Origin of the sequence: Caballeronia humi, from assembly GCF_001544475.1 — a bacterium.
GTDB lineage: Bacteria > Pseudomonadota > Gammaproteobacteria > Burkholderiales > Burkholderiaceae > Caballeronia > Caballeronia humi.
Genome location: NZ_FCNW02000106.1, coordinates 1 through 8111 on the forward strand (window position 1 = coordinate 1; position 8111 = coordinate 8111).

Below are 8111 nucleotides of genomic sequence, written 5' to 3' on the forward strand. Positions count from 1 at the left end.
ACGACGGCTACGTGCTGACGTGCCAGTGCCATCCGGTGAGCGATCGCGTCGTCGTGAGTTACGACGAACGTTGAGCGCCGACCCTCAATTCTTTATCACATCAAATCCGAGACGATTAATGACTGAAGCTTTTATTTGCGACGGAATTCGCACGCCCTTCGGCCGCTACGGCGGCGTTTTCAAGGACATTCGTGCCGATGATCTCGGCGCCGTTCCGATTCGCGCGCTGATGAGCCGCAACGCCTCAGTGGACTGGGAGCAGGTCGCCGACGTTCTCTACGGCTGCGCCAATCAGGCCGGCGAAGATAATCGCAATGTCGCGCGCATGTCGGCTCTTCTCGCGGGCCTGCCTATCGACGTGCCGGGTTCCACCATCAACCGTCTGTGCGGTTCGGGCATGGATGCGGTCGGCAGCGCTGCGCGCGCCATTCGCGCCGGCGATGGCGATCTGTATGTCGCGGGCGGCGTCGAGAGCATGACGCGCGCGCCGTTCGTCATGGGCAAGGCCGCGACTGCCTTTGCCCGCCAGGCCGAGATCCACGATACGACCATCGGCTGGCGCTTCATCAACAAGAAGATGCGCGAGCAATACGGCGTCGATTCGATGCCCGAGACGGCTGAAAACGTCGCAGTGGACTTCGGTATCGCGCGCGATGCACAGGACCGCTTCGCGCTGCGCAGCCAGCAGCGCGCCGCTCGCGCGCAAGCCGACGGCACGTTCGCGCAGGAGATCGTCGCTGTTCACGTGCCGCAAAAGAAAGGCGAGTCGGTGGCTGTCGAACTCGATGAGCATCTGCGTGAGACGTCCCTTGAAACGCTGGCGAAGCTGAAGGGTGTCGTACGTCCCGAAGGATCGGTGACGGCAGGCAACGCCTCGGGAGTTAACGACGGTGCATGCGCGCTCCTGATCGGCAGTGAAGAGGCGGCGCGCCGCAACGGACTCACGCCGCGCGCGCGCATCCTCGGCATGGCGACTGCCGGCGTCGCGCCACGCATCATGGGCATCGGCCCGGCTCCGGCGACGCAAAAGCTCCTCGCGCGCCTTGGCATGACGCTCGACCAGTTCGATGTGATCGAACTCAACGAGGCGTTTGCATCGCAAGGTATCGCGGTGTTGCGCAAGCTGGGTGTCGCGGAAGACGATGCACGCGTCAATCCGAACGGTGGCGCCATCGCGTTGGGTCATCCGCTCGGCGCTTCCGGCGCGCGGCTCGTCACGACCGCCATGTACGAACTCGAGCGCCGCCACGGCCGGTTCGCGCTGTGCACGATGTGCATAGGCGTGGGGCAGGGCATCGCCATCGCAATCGAGCGCGTTTGAGGACCTTGACGATGGCACATCCTCTTTCCAAGGCAAGCGTCGTCGGGGTCATCGGTGCCGGCGCGATGGGAGCAGGCATCGCGCAGGTCGCGGCGATGTCCGGTCATCCCGTCGTGCTTTTCGACATCGATCCGGTCGCAGTCGACAAGGCGCTGTCGGGAATCGCGGCGTCACTTGCGAAGCTGGCCGACAAGGGCCGGTCGACGAAGGTCCAGGCGGACGCCGCCACCCGAAACGTCATCGCCGCTACTGCGTTGACCGAGTTGAAACACGCGGCGTTGGTCATTGAAGCGGTTGCCGAGCGGCTCGATGTGAAGCAGAAAATCTTCGGCGAACTTGAATCGATCGTCGATGAGCATTGCATCTTCGCGACCAACACGTCGTCGATCTCGGTGACGGCCATCGCTGCGTCGCTGCGTGATCCGTCGCGGCTGGCTGGCCTCCACTTCTTCAACCCCGCACCGGTGATGGCACTCGTCGAAGTCGTCAGCGGCCTTGCCACGTCCCCGGCCATCATTGATACGCTTCATGAAACCGCCGTCGCCTGGGGCAAACTGCCAGTGCGGGCGCGCTCGACGCCGGGGTTCATCGTCAACCGCGTGGCGCGGCCGTTCTACGCGGAAGCACTGCGCGTGCTGAACGAACAAGCCTCCGATGTCGCCACGGTTGACCGCATCATGCGCGACGCGGGCGGCTTCAGGATGGGCCCGTTCGAGTTGATGGACCTCATCGGCCACGACGTCAACTTCGCGGTCACCGAGTCCGTGTTCCGAGCGATGTTCTTCGACCAGCGCTTCACGCCCTCGCTCATCCAGCAGGAACTAGTCAGCGCAGGATTTCTCGGCCGCAAGTCGGGGAGGGGCTTCTATCGATACGCGGCCGGTGACGGCAATGCCGAAGCGAGCATCGAGCCATCGAAGCAAGCCGCGGGACGCGTCCGGATCGCGCGATCAGCGACATTGCTGAATCCGCTTGTCGAGCGGCTCGCGAAAGCCGCCGGTGAAAACTGTGTCGACAGCACGCGCAACGTTCCTGGGCTTATCGCCGAAATTGGGGGCGCGCTGCTTCTGATCACGGACGGGCAAACTGCGACCCGCCGCGCGCGAGACCTTGAGCATGACGATATCGTGCTCGTGGACCTCGCGCTCGACTATGGCACGGCGCGAACGCTCGCCGTGACGCGCGCCAGCCAGTGCAGTCGGGCGGCGTTCGACGCGGTCGTCGGAACACTGCAGCAATGCGGCTACGAAGTCGCATCGATCAGCGACGTCGCGGGCATGGTGGTGATGCGTACCGTCGCCATGCTCGTCAACGAGGCGGCCGACGCGGTGAATCAGGGCGTGTGCAGCGTCCCGGACCTCGATCTCGCAATGGAGAAGGGCGTCAACTATCCGGCCGGTCCGCTGAAATGGGCGGACGCCATCGGTGTCGCGACGGTCCATCGCGTCCTGTTCAATCTTGCCGCTCACTATGGCGAGGACCGCTACCGGATCTCGCCCCTGCTCGCCGACCGCTACTGGTCAGCCGCCACCTTCTACCCGTCCATTTGACCTTGCCGCAGAGCAGGCTCACTGATTTGATGTCATCGGAGACATTCATGTTGAAAGAAACCGCGCAACGCAACGAACTCGACGCAATCGAAACGGCAAGCGAGGACGAATTGCGCAGCCTCCAGCTGCAGCGGCTGAAGTGGTCGCTCCAGCACGCCTATGACAACGTCCCGCACTACAAGCAATCGTTCGACGCGGCCGGTGTCCATCCGGACGACCTGAAGCAACTGTCGGATCTGTCGAAGTTTCCGTTCACCTCCAAGCAGGACCTGCGCGACAACTATCCTTTTGGTTTGCTCGCGGTGCCGCGCCGTCAGTTGTCGCGCGTTCACGCGTCGAGCGGCACGACAGGCAAGCCGACGGTCGTCGGCTATACCGCGAAGGACATCGACACGTGGGCCAACGTGGTCGCCCGTTCAATCCGCGCGGCCGGCGGCCAGCCCGGTGACATGCTGCACAACGCCTTCGGCTACGGGCTCTTTACCGGCGGCCTGGGCATTCATTACGGAGCGGAGCGGCTCGGTTGCACGGTCGTACCGATGTCGGGCGGACAAACCGAGAAGCAAGTCCAGCTCATCCGCGATTTCGAGCCACGCATCATCATGGTCACGCCGTCGTACATGCTCAATCTGCTCGACGAAATGGCGCGTCAGGGAATGGACCCGGCTCAGTCGTCGCTGAAGATCGGCATCTTCGGTGCGGAGCCGTGGACGGGGGCGCTGCGCAGCGAAATCGAACAACGCGCCGGCATTGACGCCGTCGACATCTATGGCTTGTCCGAAGTCATGGGCCCGGGCGTTGCCTGCGAGTGCGTCGAGAGCAAGGACGGCCCGGTCATCTGGGAAGATCACTTTTTCCCCGAGATCATCGATCCGGTTACGGGTGAAGTCCTTCCGGACGGAAGCCCCGGCGAACTGGTCTTCACATCGCTCTCGAAAGAGGCGATGCCGATCATTCGCTACCGCACCCGCGATCTCACCGCGCTTCTGCCGCCCACATCGCGCTCGATGCGCCGCATGGCGAAGATCACGGGCCGTTCCGACGACATGATGATCGTGCGAGGTGTCAATGTATTTCCGAGCCAGATCGAAGAACTCATTCTCGCTATGCCGAAGTTGAGCCCGCAATACCAGTTGACGCTCACGCGCGAAGGACATCTCGATTCGCTCGGCGTTCGCGTCGAAGCTCGAGCAGAGCTCTGTTCGTCTCTTGGCGATGGCGATCGGACATCGCTCGCACGAGAACTGCAGCAGCGCATCAAAACGATGGTGGGCATTTCCACGTCGGTCTCGATCCTGCGCACGGGAGAGATTCCGGCCACGGCCACGGGCAAGGCAAAACGTGTCGTCGACCTCCGCAACACGCCGAAATCATCCTCCTGAAACGACTGAGAGAGAGCAATGACGACAAACACATCCACAGTCATCGTCAGCGAGCCGGACGCCGGCATCGTGACGGTGCGCCTCAACCGGGAGGCCGTGTTCAATGCGTTCGACGAACGCATGATCGAGGAACTGACAACTGCCTTCGAGCATATTTCCACACGCAATGATGTGCGCGCGGTCGTTCTCGAATCAGGCGGCCCTGTTTTTTGCGCGGGCGCTGATCTTCAATGGATGCGGCGCGCGAGCGAAAACGATCAAACTGCCAATCTTCAGGACGCGCAGCGTTTCGCGCGGATGATGCAGGCCATCCGATTCTGCGGCAAGCCCACTGTGGCGAGGGTACAGGGTCATGCGTTCGGGGGCGGCGTCGGCCTGTGTGCGGCGTGCGACATCGTCGTCGCCAGTTCGGGCGCTCGCTTCAGCGTAAGCGAGGCGCGCTTTGGAATCCTGCCGGCGGTCATCGGACCGTACCTCGTCGAGGCGGTGGGCCAGCGTCAGGCGCGGCGACTGGCGCTGACCGCCGAGCAGATTTCGGCGGCGTGGGCAATGGAAATCGGCCTGATTCATCAGGTGGTCGATGTGGCTGCCCTCGATGACGCGATCGGCGCCGTGACACAAAACCTGCGGAAGAATGGTCCTCGGGCTCTCGAAGAGGTCAAGAAGTTCTTCGATGTCATCGGTGAGGCGCCGAAAGGGAGTGAGCTATACGAATACAGCGCCAAGACGATCTCGCGAGTTCGGGGAACGGACGAGGCGAGAGAAGGTTTCGCAGCCTTCTTTGATAAACGCCCAGCTTCGTGGACCCAATAGACGTTTTTTTTGAGCCGCTTCGTCACCAGGGATTTCGCCGAAGGGCGCTGTCACTTGATCTCGCGACTGCGCCTGCCGGCTACGTATCAGGCCCGGGCTGAAACTGTGCCGTTCGCAACGCATGCGGTGAGTGCAGACATCCTCAAGCGGGTAAACACCGGCTTGCTGGACGACGTGATCAAAATGTAATCTTGCTCTGTATGACAGACCGACCGGTCGGTTTATTGATCGGCCGGCTGTACGCAGAACGCGTGATCGCCATTCGTTCAAACCCCGACACCGCCGCGCCTGCTTCGCAGTAGTTCAAACTCAACGTAACCAGTGATTTAACTAATTAGGATAGCTCATGTCCATTTCACAGCTGGATAGAATCGGGAACCACCCTGATTTCGAGATTTTTGTTCAAAGGAAAACGCGGCTTTGCTGGTCATTGGCGTTGGTGATGCTCGTACTCTATTTTGGCTTCGTTTTGCTTGTCGCTTTCTCGCCAAAGACACTTGGGATGTCCATGTTTGGAGGAGTTGTTACGGTGGGCATTCCAGTTGGAATCGCGATTATCGTTATCGCATTCGTGCTGACGGGCATTTATGTCTATCGTGCTAACGCTGACCTTGATCCGCTCAACGAAAAGCTGCTGCGAGAGTCCCAGTCATGAAAAAATACCGCCAACTTATTTCGGTGGTTGCGTCGCTCGGGTTGAGCGAGACCGCATTTGCGTTTCAAGGATCGGGAGATTCTGCGCCACTGAACTGGAGCGCTATCGGGATGTTCTTGCTTTTCGTCCTAGCCACGCTCGGTATCACGACGTGGGCGGCTAGACGAACTCGCTCGGCATCCGACTTCTACGCTGCTGGAGGAGGCCTGAGCGGCTTCCAGAATGGTTTGGCGATCGCGGGAGATATGATCTCCGCCGCATCCTTCCTCGGTATTTCTGCAATGATATTCGATAAAGGGTTCGACGGTTTGATTTACGCGCTTGGCATCGTAGCAGGTTGGCCCATCATTTTATTTATCATCGCGGAACGGCTCCGCAATCTTGGCAAATATACATTTGCTGACGTGGTGTCGTATCGTCTCGCACAAAAGCCCGTGCGGGTCGCAGCGTCATTCGGCACGTTGACCGTTACAATTATGTATCTCGTGGCCCAAATGGTCGGAGCGGGTAAGCTTATTCAATTGCTATTCGGTACCAGCTATCTCTCTGCAGTCGTGGTCGTTGGCGTTTTGATGGTGCTTTATGTGACGTTTGGAGGGATGCTGGCGACGACATGGGTTCAGATCGTTAAAGCCGTACTGTTGCTTTCCGGCGCATCGTTCATGGCATTCATGGTGATGATGAAATTTGGGTTTAGCTTCGAAGCGATGTTTTCCGCTGCAACGAATGCACACGTCAAGGGGATGGCAATCATGTCACCGGGCGGATTGGTCTCGAATCCAGTCGACGCGGTGTCGTTGGGTATAGCGATGGTATTCGGCACGGCCGGCCTTCCGCATATCCTGATGCGTTTCTTCACCGTCGCAAACGCGAAGGAAGCACGCAAATCTGTATTTTATGCGACGGGATTCATCGGATATTTTTATTTGCTGGTTTTAGTACTGGGTTTTGGCGCAATCGTAATGGTTGGTGCAGACCCTCAGTACCATGATTCAACTGGCAAAATCTTCGGCGGCAGTAACATGATTGCCGTACATCTGGCAAACGCAGTAGGCGGCCACTTGTTTCTCGGGTTCATCTCGGCCGTCGCTTTCGCGACTATTCTTGCTGTGGTGGCGGGTCTGGCGCTCGCAGGTGCTTCAGCCGTTTCGCACGACCTGTATGCGACAGTCATTCGAAAAGGGAAAGCGACTGAACGAGAAGAGATTCGCGTCTCGAAGCTTGCTACCCTTGCGATTGGCTTGTTGGCAATGGCGCTCGGTGTCGTGTTCGAAAAGCAAAATATCGCATTCCTGTCGGGATTGGTCCTGGCTATCGCGGCTTCTGTGAATTTCCCGGTGCTCTTCTTGTCAATGTTCTGGAAAGGATTGACCACTCGTGGCGCGGTCGCGGGCAGTCTTGTGGGTCTTATATCCGCAGTCGCTTTGCTTGTCGTTGGGCCGACTGTTTGGGTCGGAATGCTCAAACACGAGAATGCGATCTTCCCGTATGCCAATCCCGCGTTGTTTTCGATGTCGTTGGCGTTCTTGAGTGCGTGGCTCCTGTCGGTCCTTGACACGTCGGCTCGAGCTGACGAAGAAAGAAGACGTTTTGCTAGTCAATTCGTCCGGTCAATGACCGGCATTGGCGCGGCGAAGGCCACAGACCACTAAGCGCGGCGACCAAGGGACGGTAGGGAATTGGCACACGCTGTTTGAGGATGACGTTGCTGGCCTGAAGCTGGCTGAATCTGTAGGCGGTGCGGGCACGTTGCAGAACGCCGAACATAACCGAGTTGTTTTCCTTGGTTGGCTTGCCAGTGTGTGGGGGATACAGCAAGGATGGCGGTCGTCGATGCGAGGCGAATACGCGAACCAGAGCGGGGCAGACTCTCGCGAGCCCGAGCGGTGATCGTCCCGCATGTCGCCGCCCAGTCGGCCCCGTCTTTGTTTTTTTGTGACCCGGTGCGAGCACTGGAATCGGGCTGTCGTCCGTGTGCAGCGCGACGTCACCTATAGCGACGCAGAGTTTCGATCAACGGCTCCCACAACGCTTCGCAATGGCCGATCCGTCCCATGCTGGCGTGGTCGAGCGTCAGACCATGGCGTGCCGCAACTGTCGATTACCGCTACTACGGCTGGGACGCTGCGTACGCCGAGACAAGGCACGGCCTCGTACTCTGGCGGTCGCCTTGTCAGAAGCCATGCGATACGTCTTTGAAGATTCCAGTCAACCACTGGCCCAAAAAGTTTTTTTTCAAATGGGCTTGACGGGATGGTGACCGATCTTCATAATTCGCCTCCCGTCTGATGACGGACGCGAAGAAAGCAAAGTTTCTCGCGAATGTTCTTTAAAAACTAACAGCCGATAAGTGTGGGCGCTTGATGGCGACGCGGCTTCCAGGTTTTCGG

Annotated in this window: 7 protein-coding genes and 1 pseudogene; 7 read left to right on the plus strand and 1 reads right to left on the minus strand. The window is 59.5% G+C overall.

What is annotated here, in order from left to right:
• Nucleotides 1-118: 118 nt before the first annotated feature.
• From pcaF to AWB65_RS33645, 7 genes are all read left to right on the plus strand, one after another.
• On the plus strand, nucleotides 119-1321 hold the full coding sequence (gene pcaF, locus AWB65_RS33620; RefSeq protein WP_087671114.1) for a 3-oxoadipyl-CoA thiolase: 1203 nt from the start codon (nucleotides 119-121) through the stop codon (nucleotides 1319-1321).
• An 11-nt stretch (nucleotides 1322-1332) separates the two neighbouring features.
• A complete protein-coding gene (locus AWB65_RS33625) occupies nucleotides 1333-2871 on the plus strand; it encodes a 3-hydroxyacyl-CoA dehydrogenase (RefSeq protein ID WP_087671115.1) in 1539 nt (512 codons plus the stop codon).
• A 47-nt stretch (nucleotides 2872-2918) separates the two neighbouring features.
• Nucleotides 2919-4253, plus strand: coding sequence for a phenylacetate--CoA ligase PaaK (paaK, locus tag AWB65_RS33630; RefSeq protein WP_087671116.1), 1335 nt, complete (start codon nucleotides 2919-2921; stop codon nucleotides 4251-4253).
• A gap of 18 nt (nucleotides 4254-4271) precedes the next feature.
• A complete protein-coding gene (locus tag AWB65_RS33635) occupies nucleotides 4272-5066 on the plus strand; it encodes an enoyl-CoA hydratase-related protein (protein ID WP_087671117.1) in 795 nt (264 codons plus the stop codon).
• A 9-nt stretch (nucleotides 5067-5075) separates the two neighbouring features.
• Complete coding sequence (locus AWB65_RS36085; RefSeq protein WP_125474288.1) at nucleotides 5076-5255, plus strand: hypothetical protein; 180 nt, start codon at nucleotides 5076-5078, stop codon at nucleotides 5253-5255.
• A gap of 157 nt (nucleotides 5256-5412) precedes the next feature.
• On the plus strand, nucleotides 5413-5721 hold the full coding sequence (locus tag AWB65_RS33640) for a DUF485 domain-containing protein (protein ID WP_087671118.1): 309 nt from the start codon (nucleotides 5413-5415) through the stop codon (nucleotides 5719-5721).
• Complete coding sequence (locus AWB65_RS33645) at nucleotides 5718-7373, plus strand: cation acetate symporter (protein ID WP_087671119.1); 1656 nt, start codon at nucleotides 5718-5720, stop codon at nucleotides 7371-7373. Before AWB65_RS33640 ends, AWB65_RS33645 begins: the two co-directional genes overlap by 4 nt.
• A 165-nt stretch (nucleotides 7374-7538) precedes the next feature.
• Here the strand turns inward: AWB65_RS33645 and AWB65_RS38095 are convergent.
• Nucleotides 7539-7822: pseudogene (locus AWB65_RS38095) on the minus strand (IS66 family transposase); the annotation flags it as partial.
• Nucleotides 7823-8111: the final 289 nt, after the last annotated feature.

Coding starts and splice junctions, on each gene's coding strand:
- pcaF (WP_087671114.1), top strand. CDS start 119: ATGACTGAAGCTTTTATTTGCGACGGAATTCGCACGCCCTTCGGCCGC.
- AWB65_RS33625 (WP_087671115.1), top strand. CDS start 1,333: ATGGCACATCCTCTTTCCAAGGCAAGCGTCGTCGGGGTCATCGGTGCC.
- AWB65_RS33645 (WP_087671119.1), top strand. CDS start 5,718: ATGAAAAAATACCGCCAACTTATTTCGGTGGTTGCGTCGCTCGGGTTG.
- AWB65_RS33635 (WP_087671117.1), top strand. CDS start 4,272: ATGACGACAAACACATCCACAGTCATCGTCAGCGAGCCGGACGCCGGC.
- AWB65_RS33640 (WP_087671118.1), top strand. CDS start 5,413: ATGTCCATTTCACAGCTGGATAGAATCGGGAACCACCCTGATTTCGAG.
- paaK (WP_087671116.1), top strand. CDS start 2,919: ATGTTGAAAGAAACCGCGCAACGCAACGAACTCGACGCAATCGAAACG.